We start from the raw sequence: 18,343 nt of genomic DNA, 5'->3' as shown, positions 1-18,343 counted from the left end.
TTATGGTGGGCCTGTCCCGTTCTGCGGAAAACGGGATTCTGGTGTGCGGAAAGGCAGCCCCGATGGACAAACGGTTCAAGGCACCGCCGCCGTACGCGGTGGCGAGCGTCGACAACGCCCTGCGGATCGCAGCGATGCTGCAGCTCGAAGGCCCGTTGACGGTCTCCGAGGTGGCCGAGCGGATCGGCGTCGCGCCCTCGACCGCGCACCGGTTGCTGGCGATGCTCGTCTACCGCGATTTCGCCGTTCAGGACGCCAACCGCGCCTACCGGGTCGGCCCGGTCCTGGAACTGGCCGCGCACTCGCAGTCGGCCGCGTCGAAGCTGCGCGCGGCGGCGCTTCCGCACCTGCGGCGCCTGGTGGACCTGCTGGACGAGTCGGTGAACCTGACCGTCCGGACCGGGGACACGGCCCGGTTCATCGCGAGCGTCGAATGCTCGCAGGCGCTGCGGGTAGGTTCACGCGAAGGGATGGTTTTCCCGGTACATCAGACGACGGCCGGTCTGCTGCTGCTCGCCGAGCTGCCGCCGGACCAGGTGGAGGAGCTCTACGCGGTCGACAAGCCTGGCGAGCGGCCGGACCCGGTGGAATTGCGGGCTGACCTGGCGCGTGTGCGGCGCAGCGGCTTCGCGCTGAACCAGGGCCGGTCGGAACGGGGAGTGGTCGCGGTCGGCGTGCCGGTGCACGGAGCGGACGGGGTGGTCGTCGCCGGGCTGTCGGTGTCGATGCCGAGCGTGCGGTACCGGAAGGATCAGCTGCCGACGCTGGTGGCGTCGCTGCGTGCGACGGCGGCGGCGCTGGAGGCGGACCTGCGCGGTTAACGCGCGTCTTCTCCGGCGAGTGCCGCCGCGAAAGCCGCGTGCACGTTGAGGAATTGCTGCACCGGCAGCTCTGCCGCGACCCCGGGACGCTGCGGGGCCAGCTGTTTCGCCGCCCAATCGCCCCACCGCACGTGTGCTTCCTCGACGCTCAAGTGCGCTGCTTCGGCGGCATGGCGAGCGTTCACGCCGTCCAGGATCGCCTGGTGCATCAGGGCGGGCGTCGAGCGTTGTTCCCACGCGCGCAAGGACGCCATCGAGGAAAGCCGGTGCAGCGTCGAGGAAACCGTCGGCGGTGCGGACCGGGGTAGCGGAAACCCGCGTTCGAGAGGTCCTCGCCGCGGTGCCGTGCCGTCTGCGCTGTCAGTGATCAAGCTCGTCATCAGAGTCCCTCCGACGTGCGGTTACCCGCCTCCGCACGGCCGAAACCCTTGATCGTCCGGTCGTGCGCGCGTTGGCCGGCTGCAGCGGGTCGATGCCGACCGGGTCCAGATGCGGGTCGCGCAGCAGGGACCCGAACGCGGCCTTGGCGACGGCGAGGATCGGCACCGCGAGCAGGGCCCCGACGATCCCGGCGACCTCGAGGCCGAGCGCGATGCCCAGCACCACGGCCAGCGGGTGCAGCCGGACCGCGCGGCCGAGCAGGAAGGGCTGCAGGACATGGCTTTCGAGCTGCATCACCGCGACGACGATCGCGAGCACGATGCCCGCCGCGACGAATCCGTTGGCGACCAGGGCGATCAGCACGGCGACCGCGCCGGTCACCACCGCCCCGATGATCGGCACGAACGCGCCGATGAAGATCAGCGCCGCCAGCGGCACCGCGAGCGGGACGCCGACCAGCCAGATGCCGACGCCGATGCAGATCGCGTCCACGCAGGCCACCGCGACGGTCGCGCGCACGTAGCTGACCAGCGAGGCGAACCCGCGGCGGCCGGCGACGTCGATTTCGTCGCGAAGGGAGACCGGCACGATCCGCAGCAGGAAGTGCCACACCTGATTGCCGCTGTACAGGAAGAAAACGAGCACGAACAGCGTCAGCAGCATCTCGGTCAGCACGCCGCCGACGGTCGCCGCGGTGGAGAGCACCCGGCCGGTGAGTTCGGCGGTGTTGCCCTGGATCGCGCTGACCGCCTTGTCGAGCAGTTGCTGCACCTGCGGCAGGTGCAACGGACCGTGCTGGAGCCAGTTGTTGATGCGCGCCAGACTGGCTCCGACCTGGTCGCCCAGCTGCGGAAGGCTCGCGGTGACCGTGGTGATCACCAGCGCGAGAACCCCGCCGAGGACGGCGAGCCCGACGACGATCGCGACGAGCGTCGCCAGCGCGCGCGGCACGTGCCAGCGCACCAGCCGCTCCACCAGCGGCGCGAACAATGCCGACAGGAGCAGCGCGATCCCGATCGGGACGGTGACCTGCGCGAGGTAGCCGAGCGTCCACGCGATGACCCCGAGCATGGTCAGGACGACCAGGAACCGCCAGCTGGCCGCCGCCGCGACCCGGAGCGACCACGGCACCGCGTCGGCGGCGTCCCGGCGTCGATGGCGGTTCGCGCCCGCGATCTTGCGCGCCGGGGCGTTCATCCCGTCGCCGCCTTGGCCGACAACGGCTGGGCGATCGATTCGAGCGAGCGCCGTTCAGCCCGGATCCCCAGCGCCGCCTCGGCAAGGCCGCCCGCGATCATCATGCCCGCGCCCAGGTAGTAGCCGAAAGCGACGTTTCCCACGACGCCGGTTTCGACCAGGCTGCCGAACAGCACCGGCCCGATGATCCCGCCGAGGCCGGTGCCGACGGAGTAGAAGATCGCGATCGCCAGCGCACGCACTTCGAGCGGGAAGATCTCCGACACCGTGAGGTACGCGGAGCTGGCTCCGGCCGAAGCCAGGAAGAACACCGCGCACCAGGCGATCGTCAGGGTGACCGCGGAGAGCACTCCGGCTTGGAACAGCAGCCCGGTCCCGACCAGCAGCACGCCGGAGCCGAGGTAGCTGGTGACGATCATCGGACGGCGGCCGATCGAGTCGAAGAACCGGGCGAGCACCAGCGGGCCGACGAAACTGCCCGCCGCGAGCGGCACCAGGTAGAGCCCGACGGATCCGCTGGAAACGCCGAAGAACCGGCTCAGTACCAGGCCTTGGGTGAAGTAGACGGCGTTGTACAGGAACGCCTGCCCGACGAAGAGGGCGAGCCCGAGCAACGTCCGTCTCGGGTAACTGCGCACGAGCGTCACCGCGACCTCGGTCAGGCTGGTGCGAGTGCGCTCCTCGACCTCGATGGTTTCGTCGACCGGTTCGAGCCGTTCGCCGGTCGCTTTCTGGACGCGGTCTTCAATGCCGGTGACGACGCGGTCGGCCTCCTCGGCACGGCCATGCGTGAACAGCCAGCGCGGACTTTCCGGCACGGTGCGGCGGACAATGAGGATGAACAGGCCGAGCACCGCACCCAGCCCGAACGCCAGCCGCCAGCCGAGCCACGCCGGGATCAGGCCGACGTCGAGCAGCACCAGGCTGAGCGCCGCACCGCCGGCCGCGCCGAACCAGTACGAGCCGTTGACCGCGAGGCTCACCGTGGCGCGCCAGCGGGCGGGCACGAGTTCGTCGATCGCGGAGTTGATCGCCGCGTACTCGCCGCCGATGCCCGCGCCGGTCAGGAACCGCATGAGGAAGAACCACCATGGCGCGAAGGAAAACGCGGTCAGGACGGTGGCGAGGAGGTAGAGGCCGAGGGTCAGCAGGAAGAGGCGTTTCCGGCCCCAGCGGTCGGTGAGATACCCGAAAACCAGCGAACCGCAGACCGCGCCGGTGACGTAGCACGAGGTCGCGAGCCCGACCTGGGTCTCGGACAGCACGAGCCCGCTGCCGGGTTCGGTCAGCCGGTCGGACAGCGCGCTGACGATGGTCACCTCGAGCCCGTCGAGGATCCACACCGTGCCCAGCCCGACGAGCATCAGCCAATGCCACGACGACCAAGGCAGCCGGTCCATCCTCGCCGGCACATCGGTTCGCACCACGTCGATCACCTCGCGGCGCGAATTCCCGGCGGAGATCACTCGCAAACCGCTCGGCGGAGACGGGCCGATCAGCCGACCTGCGCGGCGATCGTCCGAGCGCACTCCAGCGACTCGGTACGCGTGGTGTCCACCTCCAGGTCATAGACCATGCCCCGGTGGACTACCTCAGCCTGGGCGGCCGCCATGCCGATGACCCGATCGCCTCGGGCGACTTCACGACCCGCGGCGACCGCGCTGTCGCAGCGGACGCCGACCCACAGCACCCGCAAGCCGCCCAACGCCTTCTGCCACCGGTTTCGCGACTGCGTTCCGCCGAGGAACACCTCGTCGACGATGACCCTGGCACCCGCGCGAGCCATCGCGGCGACCCCCTCGATCCATGCTGCTTCGAGCGCGCGGAACTCCGGCCCGACGAGCACCTGGCCGTCCGGAGCGAACTCGATCCCGGCGTTCGAAGCCCGCATGGCCGCGGGCATCGCCTGAACTAGTGTGTCCGTCCCCAAGGCCAGCCACGGATCCGGCAGAACCGCCTGCAGGCACCGAGCGATCCCGGACTTCCCCGAGCTGGAACCGCCGTTGAGCATGATCACGTTAGTCGTCACCACGGCACAGTAGAGACACCGCAGCAACGCTAGAAACGAATTTCCCCGAACGCCGCACTACAACCAATCGACAGCGCGCAGCACGAAGAACGCGGCCACCACCAGCACGAGAATCGCCACGATGGCAAGCCACCGGGCGGGCAGCTTGCGCGACGGCATCGGCTGCGGATGCGAAAGCCCCGAAGTCTGCCCGGCGTCGGGCGGGGTGTCGCCGGGCGGTACGGAACCGCCCGGTTCGAGACCCGGCACGTCGTCCGGTTCGGGCCCGGGTGCGGTCATGTCCGGTCTCCTCGTCGTCGGTGCGGTCACCGGAGGGTTTGCCGCATAGGACGGGGATAAACGTGCGTTTGTCCCCGCCCGAACGGGAGGGCGCCCACGGCAGGCGACAGCTATGCCTGAGTCGGAGGCAGCACCGCAGCATTGTGCTGGCCGACCTCCGGAGCAGGCTGAGGATCGAGCCGCGCCCCGTCCACCTGCACAGGAGACTTCGGTGCCCAATGCGTCCCCGCCCCAGGCTGGTCCACCCTCCCGAACAGAGCCAGCTCCCGCAGCGCCGCCCCGCCGTCCCGGCCGAGTTCGGCGAAGCTGCGGTATCGCTCCCACAGAATTCGGTGCCGCGTAAGCACTTCCGCCACCTCCGCGTAGGAGGTCTGTCCGAACCACCGCGCCAGCAGCGGCGTGATCACGTCCCGGTGCCGGTACCGGTCGGACTCGGTGGCGAACGAGATCCCCAGTGCCTCGCTCAACCCGGCGAAGGCGTCGGACAGGCCGGTCGCGGCGAGCATTTTCTGCCAGTGCCGTTCGGTGAGCAGCACGATCATCACGCGGACACCGTCGGCGGTCTCGAAATCGTCGCCGTAGGTCCCGTAGATCTCGTTGCCGGACTTGGCCCGCGAATGGTCCGTCAGCTGCGCTTCGGCGAGATAACCGAGATTCCCGGCGGTGGCGAGGGCGACGTCCTCCAGCGCCACCCGGATCGACCGGCCGCGGCCGGTGACCTGCCGGTGTCGTTCGGCGGCCAGCAGGCCCACCGCGAGATACAGCCCGGCGCAGACGTCCCAGGCGGGCAGCACGTGGTTGACCGGCTCGGATCCGGTGCCGGTGAGCAGCGGGAAGCCGGTCGCGGCCTGCACGGTGTAGTCGACCGCAGCGCCGCCGTCGGCTCGGCCGTCCAGCAGGACGTGGATGAGGTCCGGTCGTTGCGCGCTCAGCGCTTCATACCCGAGATCGGCGTGCCGCGAAGTGTTCGTCACGACCACGCACGGGCCGCCGTCGAGAATCAGCGAGGCAACCCGGCGACGGTCCACTTCGGACTCCAGATCGACGGCGACCGCGCGCTTTCCCTTGTTCAGCCCGGACCAGTACAGGCTGGTCCCGGAGTCGGACAACGGCCAGCGCGTGCGGTCGGCGGCTCCGCCGAGCGGTTCGACCCGTACGACGTCCGCGCCGAGCTGAGCGAGCGTGAGCCCGCACAGCGGCGTGGCGACGTAGGCGGACAGCTCGACGACCCGCAATCCCTCCAGCAGTGCGGGGTTCATGCGTCGTGCACCCGGGAGAAGTCCGGCTTGCGGCGTTCGCGGTGCGAGGCCAGGCCCTCGTGCACTTCGGGGCCGCCGAAGCCGTAGAACTCCAGTGCCAGCGAGGAGTCGAAGATCGCGCCCGCGAGCTGTCGGTACCAGAGGTTGAGGCTCTGCTTGGTCCACCGGATCGCGGTGGGCGCGCCGCATGCCAGTTCGTGCGCGATCTCCCGCGCGGTCGGCAGCAGCTCGGCTTCGTCCTCGACGCACAGCGACACCAAGCCGATCCGCTCGGCTTCGGCGCCGTTGAGCGGACGGCAGGTCATCAGGTAGTACTTGGCTTTCGCCATCCCGCACAGCAGCGGCCAGCACACCGCGGCATGGTCGCCCGCCGCGACGCCGAGCCGGGTGTGGCCGTCGATGATCTTCGCGTTGGCGGTGACGACAGAGACGTCCGCGAGCACTCCGGCGACGAGCCCGGCGCCGACGGCGGGGCCGTGGATCGCCGAGACGATCGGTTTCGAGCAGTCGATCACGTTGTAGACCAGATCGCGGGCCTCGCGCATGGTGCGGGAGCGCGCTTCGAAGTCGGTGGCGAGTTTTTCGACCAGGTCGAAGGACCCGCCGGCGGAGAAACCCTTGCCTTCGCCGCGCAGCAGGACGGCTTTCACCGCCGGGTCGCGGTCGAACTCGCGCCAGACGTCGGCGAGATCGGCGTGCGCGGCTTCGCTCACCGCGTTGAGATTCGGGGCGTCGAGGACGAGTTCGACGACGCCGTCCTCGTCCGGGCCGTCGACCCGCAGGTTCTCGAACTGTGCGTAGCGACTCATGCCGCTCCTTTCCTGCCGTCGCCGAGGAACAAGCCCTCGCGGTCGTATTTCCGCAACTGCTCGACGTCGTCCGCGGTCACCTCGGGCAGTTCGCTCAGGTCGTCCGCCACCGCGAGGTCCCAGCCGCAGCGCGACCGGACGTGCGCGACGCGGTCGCCCAGCGGCTCCGGGCCGGGCGCGATCGCGGTGAGCACCAGTTCGCCGTCGCGCGGGGTCAGGATCCCGAGGTCGGTGACCACCGCCCGGACCCGCGCGCCGGGGCTGGTGACGTAGCTGCAGCTTTCGATGAACCGCCGCGGGCTCATCGTCCCGACGACGTACGTCTCGTCGGCGCCGGTCACGACGTCGTTGCCGCCGCCCGAACCGACGAGGTACGGGCCGCCGTCGATGCGGGTGGTGTTGATGTTGCCGCGGCGGTCGATTTCCGCCGCTCCGACGCAGGCGATCGACTTCGTGGCCGGGCCGTTCATGAGCGTCCCGAGCGCTTGCTCGGTGTCGAGCAGCATCGAGGACGACGGGAAGTTGGCGAAGCTGAAGATGAACGGGTCGCCGGGCGTCGGGGAGTAGTCCCACAGGCCGAGTTCGGCCGCGAGCGCGACCTCGTGCCCGTCCGCCTTCGCCTGTTCGACGGCCACCCAGGCGGCGAGGTTCGCCAGCCCGGCGCCGGCCAGTACGCCGTCGGCTCGGGTTTCGGCGATCCGCGACCGGACGAGTGCGGCGAGCCAGGTCGCCGCGCGTTCCGGCCGGGTCACCGGTCCGGTGTGGTCGCCGCGGCCGGTGGGCGGGGTCGGCTGCCCGAGCGTGCGGGTCAGCCGATCCAGCCGCGCTTGACCGAGTTTCGCCAGGTAGGCGTCGTGGTCGAGGAGGATCCATTCGCGGATCCAGGCGTCGAAGTCCGCCGAACGGCTGGCTTCCCGGGCGGCGATCCAGAACTCGACGTCCTCGGCGTAACCGTCGACGGGCAACCGAGCGTTCTCGCTGCCGGGGAAGACCCCGCCGGGATGGGCGCCGAACGGAGCCTCGACCACGGCCAGCACGCGGTGCGCCGGAACACGGACGAACGAAGCCCACGGCCGCAGGTCGTCGACGACCTTCTCCACCGTCGCGAGGACTCCGCGCCGCGCGGCGAACGCGCCGATCGAGCCCTCGAACATCGGCGGCGCGATGGCCAGATTGCCTTGCCGGTCGGCGACCGCGGCGTGCACGATCGCGACGTCCGGGGTGATCGGCGCGACCAGTCCGACGCGGCCGAACGGCGTGTCGACCTCCGCGTAACCAGGGTTCTCGGCCATCGAAGAATCGCGCACCGAGCCGGTGACCACGGCGGGCACACCGGTCGCGGCGGCGCGCAACCCCTGGATGTAGCTCAGGAACGACCAGTTCTCGACCTCGACCGAACCGTCCGCGTACGCCTGCTGGAACACCGGATTCGGCGTGAAGACGGGAAACGAGTCTCCCGAGTAGACAGTCACGACCTTCTCCACGCACCCGGAGCGGAACAGCACCGCGCCGAGCGACGACAGGCTCGCCATGATCAGCGTGAACCGCGACGGCCGATGCCAGTGCTGCCGCGCGATCTCCCGGACAAGCGCGCTCCAGCGGCTGTGCCCCAGGATGACGTGCAGCGCGTCGCCCTCGCGCACATGGCGCGAGACCGCTTCGTCCAGCTGGCAGAACTCGGTCATCAGGCCACAACCACCAAAGTTTCGGCGACACACGCCGGTTTCGCCGCGCCTTCGAGTTCCACCGTGTACCGCGTGGTCACGGTGATCCCGGCGGCGCCGTCTTTCACCTCGGCGAACGACGCGCTCGCGCGCAGCCGGGACCCGACCGGAACCGGTGCCGGGAAGCGGACCTTGCCCAGCCCGTAGTTGATCCGCGCGGATCCGAAATCGAGCCGGACCAGCTGCGCGCTGAAGTACGGGATCAGCGACAGCGTCAGAAACCCGTGCGCGATCGTCGCCCCGAACGGCCCGTTCGCGGCCCGCTCGGGATCGGTGTGGATCCACTGGCGGTCGCCGGTGGCCTCGGCGAACGCGTCGATCCGCGCCTGGTCGACGGCGAACCATCCGGTCGGCCCGATCTCCTCGCCGATCGCGGCCCGCACCTCGTCCGCCGAGCCGAAAACGCGGGTCATGCCGTGACCCGCTCGAACACCGCGGCCAGGCCCTGCCCGCCGCCGATGCACATGGTCTCCAGCCCGTACCGGGCCTCGCGGCGCTGCATTTCCCGCGCCATCGTGGCGAGAATCCGGGTGCCAGTCGCGCCGACCGGGTGGCCCAGCGAGATCCCGGAACCGTGCACGTTGAGCCGGTCGAAGTCGGACTCGCCGAAGCCCCATTCGCGGGTGCACGCCAGCGCCTGTGCGGCGAACGCCTCGTTGAGTTCGATCAGGTCGATGTCGGAGATCTTCAGCCCGGCGCGTTCCAGCGCGAGCGCCGAAGCGGGCACCGGCCCGATGCCCATCACCTTCGGCTCGACCCCGGCGACGCCGTGCGAGACCAGCCGCACGAGCGGGCGCAGGCCCAGTTCGGCGGCGCGTTCGCGGGTCGTCACGACGCACACCGCGGCGGCGTCGTTCTGGCCGCTGGCGTTGCCCGCGGTGACCGTCGCCTCCGGATCCTGCTTGCCCAGCACCGGCCGCAGCTTGGCGAGCGTTTCGACGGTCGTGTCCGGCCGCGGGTGCTCGTCGGTGTCCACGACGACGGTGCCCTTCCGCGTCTCGACCGGCACCGGGACGATCTCCTCGGCGAACACCCCGGACTGCTGCGCGGCGACGGCCCGCTGATGCGAGGCGGCGGCGAGCCGGTCCTGTTCCTCGCGGGTGATGCCGTACTGCCGCCGCAGGTTCTCCGCGGTCTCCAGCATCCCGCCGGGCACCGGGTAGTGCTTGCCGCCCGGCGTCTGGCGGCCGCGGGTGAGCGAATCGTGCAGGTGGACGCCCGCGCCGCCCGCGCCCCAGCGCAGGTCGTTGGCGTAGAAGACGGTGTTGGACATGCTTTCCGCGCCGCCCGCGACGATCAGGTCGCTCGCGCCCGCCTGCACCTGGAGCGCGGCGAGCAGCACCGACTGCAGTCCGGAACCGCAGCGGCGGTCGACCTGCATGCCCGGCACGGTGACCGGCAGCCCGGCGTCGAGCGCGACGACGCGGCCGATCGCGGGGGCTTCGGCGCTGGGGTAGCAGTGGCCGAGGATGACGTCGTCGATCGCGTCGGCGGGCAGGCCGGTGCGCTCCAGCAGGCCTTTCAGCGCGATCGTGCCGAGGTCGGCGGCGGGCACGCTCTTGAGCGAACCGCCGAAGCGGCCGATCGGGGTGCGGACAGGTTCGCAGATGACGGCGTCACGCATGGGGAGTGCCTTCCTCGTGGTAATCGGCTTCGAGGCTGGTGCGCGGTCCGGCGTCCCCGACGAGGGTCAGGGTCGCGCCGCCGGGACGCGGTTCGGTGCGCAGGTGCGCGGGCTGGCCGCAGCACAGCGGGGCCAGGTTGCGGTGCGCCAGCCGGGTCACCCGGGCGTCGGGGGAGTCCAGGCGCAGCACCTCGGCCAGCGCGAGCGACATCAGCGGCCCGTGCACGACCAGGCCGGGATAGCCCTCGACCCGGGTCGCGTACGGCCAGTCGTAGTGGATGCGGTGCGCGTTCGCGGTGGCGGCGGAGAAGCGCATCAGCAGGGTGGGGTCGGTGGCGAAGTCCCAGCCGTCTTCGGTGCGGCGGAACGGGGCTCCGGCCAGCTCCGCAGGTTCCACGGGCGCTGCGTCGGACGTGGTCGCGCCCGCTTCGCGGTAGATGAGGTCCTGCCGTTCCTCGACGAGCGGCGAACCGTCCACCCCGGACAGCACGGTCCGCACCACGACGATCACCAGCTTCCCGGAACGGCCGGACTTCTCGGTCACCGAGTCCACAATGGACCGCCGGGTCACCGTCTCGCCGATCTTCGGGGTCCGGTGCACGCTCACCTCGCCGCCGGCGAACATCCGCCGCGGCAGGTCGACCGGCGGCAGGAACGTGCCGCGCGCCGGGTGCCCGTCGGGGCCGAGCCCGGAGGAGACCGGCCAGCGGGGGAGCGCGACCCAGTGCCACAGCGGCGGCAGGTCGTCGCCCGGCCGCGGCGCGGGCAGCCCGTTGTCGAAGAGCGCGGCCAGCGCCGCGACCGGGGCCGGGTCGACCAGCTCCGCGGTCGTGACCGCGTGCGGTTCCCAGCCGGTCACATGAACCGCCCGCCGGTCACCTCGAGCACCGTGCCGGTCATATACGACGACAGGTCGGAGGCGAGGAACAACGCCACCGAAGCGATTTCGCCGACCTCGCCCGCGCGGCGCATCGGGATCTCCGCCATCTTCTGGTCCCACGCCTTCTGCGGCATGGCCTCGGTCATCGCGGTGCGGATCAGGCCAGGCTGGATCGCGTTGACCCGGACGCCGTGGTGCGCCATCTCCTTCGCCGCGGCCTTGGTCAGCCCGACGATCCCCGCTTTGGCGGCGGAGTAGTTGGTCTGCCCGACCATGCCGACCTTGCCCGACAGCGACGACAGGTTCACGATCGCGCCGCTCTTGCGCTCGCGCATGATCGCGGCGGCCTTGCGGGTGCCGTTCCAGGTTCCCTTGAGGTGCACGGAAATGACCTGGTCGAACTCGTCCTCGGTCATCGTCCGCATCGTCGCGTCGCGGGTGATGCCCGCGTTGTTGACGAACACGTCGACCGGCGAGAACGACTCGGCGGCAGCCGCCAGCAGGGCGTCCACATCGGAGGATTTGGTCACGTCGCAGGCGAGGCCGACCGCTTCCCCGTCCAGGCTGTCCGCGGCTTTCGCGGCCGCGTCGCCGTCGATGTCGCCGAGCACCACGCGGGCGCCCTGGGCGACGAACAGCTGGGCGATGGCGAGTCCGATGCCTTGCGCGCCGCCGGTGACGACAGCGGTCCGGCCGTTGAGCAGAGTCATGGGATTCCCTCAGATCTTGTTGCGCGCCACGAGCTGCGCGGCGATGACGTTGCGCTGGATTTCGTTGGTGCCTTCGCCGACGATCATCAGCGGCGCGTCACGGAAGTAGCGTTCGACGTCGTACTCCCGGGAGTAGCCGTAGCCGCCGTGGACGCGGATGGCGTCGAGCGCGACCTGCATCGCGGTTTCCGACGCGAACAGTTTCGCCATCCCGGCTTCCATGTCCGCGCGTTCGCCCGCGTCGAGCTTCTCCGCAGCGTCCAAGGTGAGCAGCCGGGCGGCGCGCATCTTCGTGGCCATGTCGGCGAGCAGGTTCCCGACCGACTGGTGTTTCCAGATCGGCTTGCCGAAGGACTCGCGTTCCTGGGCGTAGCGGACGGCGTCGTTCAACGCGGCCTGCCCGACGCCCAGCGCGCGCGAGGCGACCTGGATCCGGCCGACTTCCAATCCGCGCATCATGTGCGACCAGCCCTGGTTCGGCGTGCCGCCGAGAACCGCGTCCGCGGGCACCTGCTGGCCGTCGAAGACGAGTTCGCAGGCTTCGACGCCGCGGTAGCCGAGTTTGGGCAGTTTCTTGGAGATGGTGAGGCCGTCGCCGGGTTCGACGAGCAGGACGCTCATGCCGCGGTGCGCGGGTTTCGCGTCGCGGTCGGTGACGCACAGCAGGCCGATCAGGCCGGAGTGCGCGGCGTTGGAGATCCAGGTTTTCGAGCCGGTGATCGTGTAGCCCTCGTCGCCGGGCACGGCCTGGGTGCGCATCGCCTGGAGGTCGCTGCCGCCGCCGGGTTCGGTCAGCGCCATCGTCGCCCGGATCTGCCCCTCGGCCATGGCGGGCAGGTACTTCTCGCGCTGCTCCGGCGTGCCGAAGGTCTTGATCAGATAAGTGATGACCGAGTGCCCGCCGATCGCGCCCGCCAGGCTCATCCAGCCGCGCGCGAGTTCTTCGGTGACGCGGGCGAAACAGGCGGTGCTGACGTCGACGCCGCCGTATTCGGCCGGGACGAGCAGCCCGAAGAAGCCGAGTTTCTTCATCTCGTCGATGAACTCGGCGGGGTAGATGTCGTCGGCTTCGAATTCGCGGACCCGGGGCCGGACCCGTTCGTCCACGAACTCCGCGACCAGAGCGACCATCTGCTGTTCGTCGTCGGTGAGCGTCATCGCCCGTTCCCTTCTCGTGCCTGCCGGAGGACGCGCTGGGCGCGCTCCAGCACCGGCTTGTCGACCATCTGCCCGTTCACCGCGACCGCGCCGTCCGCGCCGGCGTCGAGGATCGACTGCGCCCAGCGGACTTCCTCGCGCGTCGGACGCAGCGCCGCGGCGGCGACGGGCACCTGTTTCGGGTGCACGCACAGCTTTCCGGCGAAGCCGAGCCGCCGTGCGTAATGGACTTCGTCGGTGAGGTGCAGCTCGTTGTCCAGGTCCGCGGTGACACCGTCGATCGGCCCGGGCAGTCCCGCCGCGGCGGAGGCGAGCACGAGCGCGCCCCGCGCGGCGACGAACGCGTCCCGGTCCGCCGGATCGGCCCCCAGCTCCGCAGCGAGGTCGAAGCTGCCGAACGCGAGACGCTGCACGTTCGGCACGGTGGCGGTCTCCCGCGCGTCCAGTACGCCGCGCGCGGTTTCGACGAGCGCGATCACCACCGGCAGGACGCCGAGCTGCTCGGCCGCGGCACGCGTCGTCGCGGGCTCGGCCTTCGGCAGCATCACGGTGCACCGGCGCCGCCTGAGCACGGCGAGGTCTTCGTCGTGCCAGGCGGTGCCGGCGGCGTTTACCCGCACCGCGCACTCGGGGTTCTCCTCGAGCCACGCGACGGCTTGTTCCCGCGCGTACACCTTGCGTTCCGGCGCGACGGCGTCCTCCAGATCGAGCACGACCAGGCTCGGCCCGGCCGCCATCGCCTTGCCGAACCGCTCCGGCCGGTCGCCCGGGACGAACAGGAGGGTCGTCGCTTCCCGCGCCCGCGTGGCCGCGCGGCTGGTCATTTCTGGGACTTCTTCGCCTGCCGGACCAGGCCGCCGCCGATGATGAGGCGCTGGATTTCGCTGGTGCCCTCGTAAAGCCGCAGCAGCCGGATGTCGCGGTAGATCCGCTCGACCGGCACGTCGCGCATGTAGCCGGTGCCGCCGTGGATCTGCACCGCGAGATCGGCGACCTTGCCCGCCATCTCCGTGCAGTACAGCTTCGCGGCCGACGGCCCGATCCGCCGGTCCTCACCGGACACGTAGCGCGCCGCGGTCTCCCGCACCAGTGCGCGCCCGGCCATCACGCCGGTCTGCTGATCCGCCAGCATTGCTTGCACCAGCTGAAAATCGCCGATCGGCTGACCGCCCTGCGTCGCCGACGCGGCGTACGCGACGGACTCGTCCAGCGCCCGCTGCGCGGAACCCACGGCGAGCGCGGCGATGTGCACGCGACCCCGCGCGAGGGAGGTCATCGCGGCGCGGTACCCGTCGTCCTCGTTGCCGCCGACGAGCGCGGAAGCAGGCACTCGGACGTTGGAGAAGGTGACGTCCGCGGTCCAGGCGCCTTCCTGGCCCATCTTCTTGTCCTTGGGCCCGACTTCCAGGCCCGGCGTGTCTGCGGGCACGAGGAACACCGCGATGCCCGGCCCGGAGTCGTCCGCGGGACGGGTGCGCGCGAAGACGACGAACAGGTCCGCGATCGGCGCGTTGGTGATGAACCGCTTCTGCCCGTCGATCACCCAGTCGTCGCCGTCGCGCACCGCTTTGGTGCGCAGCCCGGCGGGATTGGACCCGGCGCCGGGCTCGGTGAGCGCGAACGACGCGACGACCTCGCCCGAGGCGATGCGCTCCAGCCACTGGCTCTTCTGCTCGTCGGTGCCGAAGCCGACCAGCACCTGTCCGGCGATGCCGTTGTTGGTGCCGAACATCGACCGCAGCGCGAGCGACGTGTAGCCGAACTCCATCGCCAGCTCGACGTCCTGGGTCAGGTCGAGCCCGAGCCCGCCCCATTCCTGGGGGATCGCGTAGCCGAACAGGCCCATCTCGGCGGCCTGCCCGCGCAGGTCGTCGGGGATGGCGTTGCCGTCCATGATCTCCTGCTCGCGCGGGACGACCTTCGCCCGGACGAAGTCGCGCACCAGCTCCAGGATGGGCCGGAAGTCCTCGGGGGTAACCGCTGCTGCCATGCCTCCCACTATGACCCAGACCGCCTCGCTGGAAAATACTTTATCAGAAATCATCGAATGGCTCACACTCCCGGGCGACGCTCGGCCCGCATGCTGCCCCAGGTCAACGGCGGTTTCTTCGTTTGACGGGCGCTTCGGGCGCGAGTGACAGAGCCGCCCGAGCGTGCCCCGGTCGTGTAATACTTGATCCGATACAGCCGCGCATGAGGAGGGAGAAGGTAGTGGCGATGCCCGAGACCGCGAGTGCCGGACCGCGCCGCACCGGCCCGGCGAACCTCAAGGCGATGGCCGCGCAGGAAATCCGGCGGCGGGTCTTCTCCGGGCAGCTGCGCGCCGGGGCGAAGATCGACCAGGAAGCGCTGGCCGACGAACTCGGCATCAGCAAACTCCCGGTCCGCGAAGCGTTGATCACGCTCGACCACGAGGGCGTGGTGGAGCACATCGCCCGCCGGGGCGCCTTCGTCGCCCGGATGACGCGCGACGACATCCGGGACCATTTCCGCGTGTTCGGCGTCGTGTCCGGATTGGCCGCGGAGCGCGCGGCGAAGAACCTCTCCCCGGAAAGCCTCCAGGCGCTGCACGATCTCGCGGACCGGATGGAGTCCGCAGTGGACAGTGGCGAGCAGGAACGGCTGAACTACGAGTTCCACCGGCGAATCAATTACGCCGCCGACTCGCGCCGTCTCCTGTCGCTCTTGGGAATCCTCGTCAAAACCGTCTCGCACGGGTTTTACGAGGCACACGAGGACTGGCCGGTCAAGGCCCGGGACGACCACCGGCTGATCCTGGACGCGCTGTCCGCCCGCTCGGCGGGCCGGGCGCGCGCCCTGGTGGAGAAGCACCTCGCCGACGCGGGCGAGCGGGCGGTGGCGTTGCTGGAAAAACAGGGATTCTGGGACCACTGACCCGTTGCGCGAATTAATGTTTTATGGCTCCGCCGGGTACCCGTTACGGTCGAATTCATGGAGCGGAACTTTCAGTCGGCCGGAGAACTCGCGGCCGCCATGCGGGCAGGCGAAACAACCTCGGCGGAGCTGACCGACGAGGCGATCGCCCGCATCGAGCGGGAAGACAAAGCACTCAACGCGATCTGCACACCGGACTTCGACCGCGCTCGCATCGCCGCGCAAGAGGCCGACCGGGCGCGTGCCCGCGGCGAAGACCGGCCGTTGCTCGGAATCCCGGTGACTGTCAAGGAGTGCTACAACGTCGCCGGGCTGCCCACGACCTGGGGCATGCCGCAGCACCGGGACTTCATGCCCGCCGAGGACGCGGTCCAGGTGTCGCTGCTCAAGAACGCCGGCGCGGTCATCCTCGGCAAGACCAACGTCCCCTTAGGACTCCAGGGCTTGCAGAGCTCCAACCCGGTCTACGGCACCACCAACAACCCTTGGGACCACGACCGCACTCCGGGCGGCTCCTCCGGCGGATCGTCAGCGGCCCTGGCAGCGGGCTTCGGCGCCCTGTCCATCGGCTCCGACATCGGCGGTTCGCTGCGCACCCCCGCGCATTTCTGCGGTGTCTACGGGCACAAGCCGTCCCTCGGCCTGGTGGCGAACCGCGGCATGGTCCTGCCGAACGAACTGCCCTTGCCGCTCGACCTGGACCTCGCCGTCGTCGGGCCGATGGCGCGCACTGCCCGCGACCTGGCGATGCTGCTCGACGTCATGGCCGGACCGGACCCGCTTACCTACGGCGTCGCGCACGACCTGGCCTTGCCGCCCGCCCGCCACGAGCAGTTGAGCGACTTCCGCGTCCTGATCCTCGACGAGCACCCCTTCATCCCGACCGGCGCCGCGGTGCGGGCCGGAGTGAACCGGGTAGCCGACGCACTCGCCGACGCCGGCGCCCGGGTCGAACGACACAGCCCGCTGCTGCCCGACCTGGCCGAAGCCGCGACCCTCTACACCCAGCTGCTGTTCTCCGGCTCCGTCGCGCGCTTCCCGGTCGACGCCTACGAGGAGCTGCAGACTCGTGCCGCCGCCTTGAGCGCAACCGATGAAAGCCTGGACGCGGCGCGCCTGCGCGGCCTGGTGCTCAGCCACCGCGACTGGCTCGGGGTGAACCACCGCCGCGAACTGCACCGGCACGGCTGGCGACAGTTCTTCGCCGAGTTCGACGCGGTGGTCTGCCCGGTGACGCCGACGCCCGCGTTCCCGCACGACCACAACCCCGACCTGCTGGCCTGCCGGATCGACATCGACGGCGTCGAGTACCCGTTCTTCGACCAGCTGGTCTGGGCCGGGGTGGCGACCATGCCGGGCCTGCCCGCGACGGCGATGCCCGCGGGCTTCTCCCCGGAGGGCCTGCCGGTAGGGGTGCAGGTCGTCGGCCCGATGTTCGAGGACCGCACCCCGCTGCGGCTGGCGGAGCTGCTGGAGGAGCGGATCGGGGGCTTCCGGGCGCCGAACTGATGGAGCGGCAGCGGTTTCTGAGCATCCACAGTGGATAGACGGGCTGCTCAGCCCTGCCCGGTGCCGACGGCGGTGAGCGGGCGGTCATTCTCCTCCTTGACCGCCCGCAGGTGGCTCCAGGACTCGATCGCGCGCACGCCGGGCAGCTCCCGCAGGCGTTCGAGCGTGTCCAGCACCTCGTCCGGGGACTGCGCCTGAATGCTGCCGATTCCGTTGCACCATCCGACTCCGGTCGCGAAACAGTCGATGTTCTCGAACTCCGCGATCCGGCGGGCGACCGGTTCGGTGTCGCCGGTCGCGTGCACCGCGAAACCGATGGTGTGGGTGCGCGTCGAGCGGCTGAGCCGCACCAGCGCTCCGATGTGGACGACGCCGGACTCGAGCAGCCGGAGCACCCTGGCCCGCGCGGCTCCCGGGGAAAGCCCGGTCGCTTTCGCCAGTTCGGCGAACGACGCGCGCCCGTCGTCGCGCAGCTGCGCGAGCAGCAGGTGATCGACGTCGTCCAGCTCGAGGTCCGCGAGCGGCCCGGGGCTTTCCAGCGGTCCCGGCGGGAAATAGGGGTCCTTCCAGACCCGCAGGTACGTGATCGTCTGCACCGCCCGGACGCCGGGGACGGCCTGCACCCGGGCCAGCCCCGCCGCGAAGGCCTCCAGGTCGGCGGCGCGCAGTTCGGCCGTCACCGCGAACCGGCCCGCGGTGGTGGTGACGAACGAGGTTTCGCCGAGCGCCGCGATCCGTTCGGCGACCGGGCGGGCGGCTCCCTCGGTCTCGACGATCACGTGCCCGAGCTGATGGAGCCCGAACACCGCCGGATGGATCGCGCCGATCAGCCGGAGCCCGCCCTCCTCGATCAGCCGCTGCACCCGCGCCTTGGTGGTGGAGCGGGCGAGCCCGACCAGCCGGGCCAGCGTCTCGAACGACGCGCGCCCGTCCTGTTGCAGCGCGCGGACGAGCAGCTCGTCGACGTCGTCGGGGTTTCCTGGCACGGGGAAGAACCTAGCTGATTCCCCCTCGGTCGGCGAATCTTCTCCCAGGGAGGCATGTCGGAAGACGAAACGGCGTAACTAT

Annotated in this window: 19 protein-coding genes; 3 read left to right on the top strand and 16 right to left on the bottom strand. The window is 70.4% G+C overall.

Annotation, left to right across the window (positions count from 1 at the left end):
- The first annotated feature begins 62 nt into the window (after window positions 1–62).
- Window positions 63–821, top strand: a complete 759-nt coding sequence (locus tag FKO37_RS28520; RefSeq protein WP_037806297.1) for an IclR family transcriptional regulator — start codon at window positions 63–65, stop codon at window positions 819–821.
- Here FKO37_RS28520 and FKO37_RS28515 read toward each other — a convergent pair.
- The 15 genes from FKO37_RS28515 to FKO37_RS28445 form a co-directional block, all read right to left on the bottom strand.
- Window positions 818–1,201 carry a hypothetical protein gene (locus tag FKO37_RS28515; RefSeq protein ID WP_037806296.1) on the bottom strand — a complete coding sequence of 128 codons (384 nt, stop codon included), beginning with the start codon at window positions 1,199–1,201 and terminating at the stop codon, window positions 818–820. The two genes, FKO37_RS28520 and FKO37_RS28515, sit on opposite strands and share 4 nt — an antisense overlap.
- A complete protein-coding gene (locus FKO37_RS28510; RefSeq protein ID WP_238606486.1) occupies window positions 1,182–2,399 on the bottom strand; it encodes an AI-2E family transporter in 1,218 nt (405 codons plus the stop codon). Before FKO37_RS28510 ends, FKO37_RS28515 begins: the two co-directional genes overlap by 20 nt.
- Window positions 2,396–3,826, bottom strand: coding sequence for an MFS transporter (locus FKO37_RS28505; protein ID WP_238606485.1), 1,431 nt, complete (start codon window positions 3,824–3,826; stop codon window positions 2,396–2,398). Before FKO37_RS28505 ends, FKO37_RS28510 begins: the two co-directional genes overlap by 4 nt.
- Window positions 3,827–3,894: 68 nt before the next feature.
- A complete protein-coding gene (gene cpt / locus FKO37_RS28500) occupies window positions 3,895–4,428 on the bottom strand; it encodes a chloramphenicol phosphotransferase CPT (protein WP_238606484.1) in 534 nt (177 codons plus the stop codon).
- Between the two features lie 57 nt (window positions 4,429–4,485).
- The gene (locus FKO37_RS28495) at window positions 4,486–4,707 is read right to left on the bottom strand and encodes a DUF6480 family protein (protein ID WP_037806294.1); all 222 of its coding nucleotides are present in this window, start codon (window positions 4,705–4,707) and stop codon (window positions 4,486–4,488) included.
- A 110-nt stretch (window positions 4,708–4,817) separates the two neighbouring features.
- Entirely contained in the window at window positions 4,818–5,966 is a 1,149-nt protein-coding gene (locus FKO37_RS28490) for a CoA transferase (protein ID WP_238606483.1), read from the bottom strand.
- Window positions 5,963–6,775: an enoyl-CoA hydratase/isomerase family protein gene (locus tag FKO37_RS28485; protein WP_037806292.1), complete on the bottom strand. Its 813-nt coding sequence runs from the start codon at window positions 6,773–6,775 to the stop codon at window positions 5,963–5,965. The genes FKO37_RS28490 and FKO37_RS28485 overlap by 4 nt, the downstream gene beginning before the upstream one ends.
- Window positions 6,772–8,460 carry a CoA-transferase gene (locus FKO37_RS28480; RefSeq protein WP_238606482.1) on the bottom strand — a complete coding sequence of 563 codons (1,689 nt, stop codon included), beginning with the start codon at window positions 8,458–8,460 and terminating at the stop codon, window positions 6,772–6,774. Before FKO37_RS28480 ends, FKO37_RS28485 begins: the two co-directional genes overlap by 4 nt.
- Window positions 8,460–8,912: a MaoC family dehydratase gene (locus FKO37_RS28475; RefSeq protein WP_238606481.1), complete on the bottom strand. Its 453-nt coding sequence runs from the start codon at window positions 8,910–8,912 to the stop codon at window positions 8,460–8,462. Before FKO37_RS28475 ends, FKO37_RS28480 begins: the two co-directional genes overlap by 1 nt.
- Window positions 8,909–10,123 carry an acetyl-CoA C-acetyltransferase gene (locus FKO37_RS28470; RefSeq protein WP_134728237.1) on the bottom strand — a complete coding sequence of 405 codons (1,215 nt, stop codon included), beginning with the start codon at window positions 10,121–10,123 and terminating at the stop codon, window positions 8,909–8,911. Before FKO37_RS28470 ends, FKO37_RS28475 begins: the two co-directional genes overlap by 4 nt.
- A complete protein-coding gene (locus FKO37_RS28465; protein WP_238606480.1) occupies window positions 10,116–10,982 on the bottom strand; it encodes a MaoC family dehydratase N-terminal domain-containing protein in 867 nt (288 codons plus the stop codon). The genes FKO37_RS28470 and FKO37_RS28465 overlap by 8 nt, the downstream gene beginning before the upstream one ends.
- Window positions 10,979–11,713, bottom strand: a complete 735-nt coding sequence (fabG, locus tag FKO37_RS28460; protein ID WP_238606479.1) for a 3-oxoacyl-ACP reductase FabG — start codon at window positions 11,711–11,713, stop codon at window positions 10,979–10,981. The genes FKO37_RS28465 and fabG overlap by 4 nt, the downstream gene beginning before the upstream one ends.
- Window positions 11,714–11,722: 9 nt before the next feature.
- Entirely contained in the window at window positions 11,723–12,871 is a 1,149-nt protein-coding gene (locus FKO37_RS28455; protein ID WP_238606478.1) for an acyl-CoA dehydrogenase family protein, read from the bottom strand.
- Window positions 12,868–13,695, bottom strand: coding sequence for a CoA ester lyase (locus FKO37_RS28450; protein ID WP_037806285.1), 828 nt, complete (start codon window positions 13,693–13,695; stop codon window positions 12,868–12,870). Before FKO37_RS28450 ends, FKO37_RS28455 begins: the two co-directional genes overlap by 4 nt.
- Complete coding sequence (locus tag FKO37_RS28445) at window positions 13,692–14,861, bottom strand: acyl-CoA dehydrogenase family protein (protein ID WP_238606477.1); 1,170 nt, start codon at window positions 14,859–14,861, stop codon at window positions 13,692–13,694. The genes FKO37_RS28450 and FKO37_RS28445 overlap by 4 nt, the downstream gene beginning before the upstream one ends.
- Before the next feature lie 227 nt (window positions 14,862–15,088).
- On the opposite strand from FKO37_RS28445, the gene FKO37_RS28440 reads away from it, so the two are divergent.
- Entirely contained in the window at window positions 15,089–15,766 is a 678-nt protein-coding gene (locus FKO37_RS28440) for a GntR family transcriptional regulator (RefSeq protein ID WP_051728574.1), read from the top strand.
- 57 nt (window positions 15,767–15,823) lie between these two features.
- Window positions 15,824–17,275: an amidase gene (locus FKO37_RS28435; RefSeq protein ID WP_238606476.1), complete on the top strand. Its 1,452-nt coding sequence runs from the start codon at window positions 15,824–15,826 to the stop codon at window positions 17,273–17,275.
- Window positions 17,276–17,322: 47 nt separating this feature from the next.
- On the opposite strand, the gene FKO37_RS28430 is transcribed toward FKO37_RS28435, so the two are convergent.
- Window positions 17,323–18,261 carry an Lrp/AsnC family transcriptional regulator gene (locus tag FKO37_RS28430; protein WP_238606475.1) on the bottom strand — a complete coding sequence of 313 codons (939 nt, stop codon included), beginning with the start codon at window positions 18,259–18,261 and terminating at the stop codon, window positions 17,323–17,325.
- Between the last annotated feature and the right edge of the window lie 82 nt (window positions 18,262–18,343).

The sequence above is a fragment of the Amycolatopsis sp. Poz14 genome (assembly GCF_006704225.1).
GTDB classification, from domain to species: Bacteria; Actinomycetota; Actinomycetes; order Mycobacteriales; family Pseudonocardiaceae; genus Amycolatopsis; species Amycolatopsis nivea.
The sequence above is the reverse complement of the archived record's forward strand: the minus strand, read 5'-3'. Positions and strand labels throughout refer to the sequence as shown.

What these genes read in the sequence shown, in the direction of transcription:
- FKO37_RS28520 (WP_037806297.1), top strand. Translation starts at nt 63, where the DNA reads ATGGACAAACGGTTCAAGGCACCGCCGCCGTACGCGGTGGCGAGCGTC.
- FKO37_RS28515 (WP_037806296.1), bottom strand. Translation starts at nt 1,201, where the DNA reads ATGACGAGCTTGATCACTGACAGCGCAGACGGCACGGCACCGCGGCGA.
- FKO37_RS28510 (WP_238606486.1), bottom strand. Translation starts at nt 2,399, where the DNA reads ATGAACGCCCCGGCGCGCAAGATCGCGGGCGCGAACCGCCATCGACGC.
- FKO37_RS28495 (WP_037806294.1), bottom strand. Translation starts at nt 4,707, where the DNA reads ATGACCGCACCCGGGCCCGAACCGGACGACGTGCCGGGTCTCGAACCG.
- FKO37_RS28490 (WP_238606483.1), bottom strand. Translation starts at nt 5,966, where the DNA reads ATGAACCCCGCACTGCTGGAGGGATTGCGGGTCGTCGAGCTGTCCGCC.
- FKO37_RS28485 (WP_037806292.1), bottom strand. Translation starts at nt 6,775, where the DNA reads ATGAGTCGCTACGCACAGTTCGAGAACCTGCGGGTCGACGGCCCGGAC.
- FKO37_RS28480 (WP_238606482.1), bottom strand. Translation starts at nt 8,460, where the DNA reads ATGACCGAGTTCTGCCAGCTGGACGAAGCGGTCTCGCGCCATGTGCGC.
- FKO37_RS28475 (WP_238606481.1), bottom strand. Translation starts at nt 8,912, where the DNA reads ATGACCCGCGTTTTCGGCTCGGCGGACGAGGTGCGGGCCGCGATCGGC.
- FKO37_RS28470 (WP_134728237.1), bottom strand. Translation starts at nt 10,123, where the DNA reads ATGCGTGACGCCGTCATCTGCGAACCTGTCCGCACCCCGATCGGCCGC.
- fabG (WP_238606479.1), bottom strand. Translation starts at nt 11,713, where the DNA reads ATGACTCTGCTCAACGGCCGGACCGCTGTCGTCACCGGCGGCGCGCAA.
- FKO37_RS28455 (WP_238606478.1), bottom strand. Translation starts at nt 12,871, where the DNA reads ATGACGCTCACCGACGACGAACAGCAGATGGTCGCTCTGGTCGCGGAG.
- FKO37_RS28450 (WP_037806285.1), bottom strand. Translation starts at nt 13,695, where the DNA reads ATGACCAGCCGCGCGGCCACGCGGGCGCGGGAAGCGACGACCCTCCTG.
- FKO37_RS28445 (WP_238606477.1), bottom strand. Translation starts at nt 14,861, where the DNA reads ATGGCAGCAGCGGTTACCCCCGAGGACTTCCGGCCCATCCTGGAGCTG.
- FKO37_RS28440 (WP_051728574.1), top strand. Translation starts at nt 15,089, where the DNA reads ATGCCCGAGACCGCGAGTGCCGGACCGCGCCGCACCGGCCCGGCGAAC.
- FKO37_RS28435 (WP_238606476.1), top strand. Translation starts at nt 15,824, where the DNA reads ATGGAGCGGAACTTTCAGTCGGCCGGAGAACTCGCGGCCGCCATGCGG.